A 948-nucleotide genomic window follows, 5' to 3' on the forward strand; every position below is an offset into this window, starting at 1 on the left:
TCGGCGCTACCCTACTTCTTGATGCCTTTATCCAAGATCATGATCGCGCTAAACCAAAACTTGGTTAAGATCGAAACATCAAAAGCATTCACACCTCTTGAACGTCAAGTTTTAGGGATGTTACACCGCTTAATTTACGGTCAAAACGACAAGTTTTATCGTAAATGGATGCACAGCGCGAACCATTCACTTGGTGCGTTTTGCTCTGGTGGCACAATCGCGAACATTACGGCGCTTTGGGTTGCACGCAATAAAGCGTTGAAAGCAGATGGTGATTTCAAAGGGGTAGAAAAAGAAGGTCTATTCAAAGCCATGAAGTACTATGGCTACGAAGGCCTTGCAGTTCTGGTTTCTGAACGTGGTCACTATTCACTGAAAAAAGCAGCAGACGTACTTGGCTTAGGTCAAGAGGGTTTAGTCGCGGTGAAAACCGATGCAAACAACCGTATTGTTGTTGACGACCTAAAAGCAAAAATTGCCGAGCTTAAAGAACAAAACATCAAACCAATTGCGGTTATCGGTGTCGCTGGCACGACAGAAACGGGGAACGTCGATCCTCTGTCGCAGATCGCTCAAGTGTGCCAAGAGCACAATTGTCACTTCCATGTAGATGCCGCTTGGGGTGGTGCAACGTTGATGTCTAATCATTACCGTCACCTTCTCGAAGGTGTTGAACTGGCTGACTCAGTGACTATCGACGCGCACAAACAACTGTACATCCCTATGGGTGCAGGCATGGTGTTGTTCAAAGACCCCGACGCGATGAAGTCCATTGAACACCATGCGCAATACATCTTACGTAAAGGTTCAAAAGATTTAGGTAGTCATACACTAGAAGGCTCTCGCTCAGGCATGGCCATGTTAGTGTATGCGGCGATGCACATTATTAGTCGCCCAGGCTACGAACTATTGATCGATCAAGGTATCGAGAAAGCGCGCTACTTTGCT

The 948-nt window shown here is 46.4% G+C and carries 1 protein-coding gene; it reads left to right on the forward strand.

Going from position 1 to position 948, the window contains the following annotated elements:
* A partial coding sequence (gene panP, locus R7O13_RS24910) for a pyridoxal-dependent aspartate 1-decarboxylase PanP (RefSeq protein WP_318304948.1) occupies positions 1-948 on the forward strand: 948 nt, incomplete at both ends.

The sequence above is a fragment of the Vibrio sp. Y176 genome, assembly GCF_033438945.1.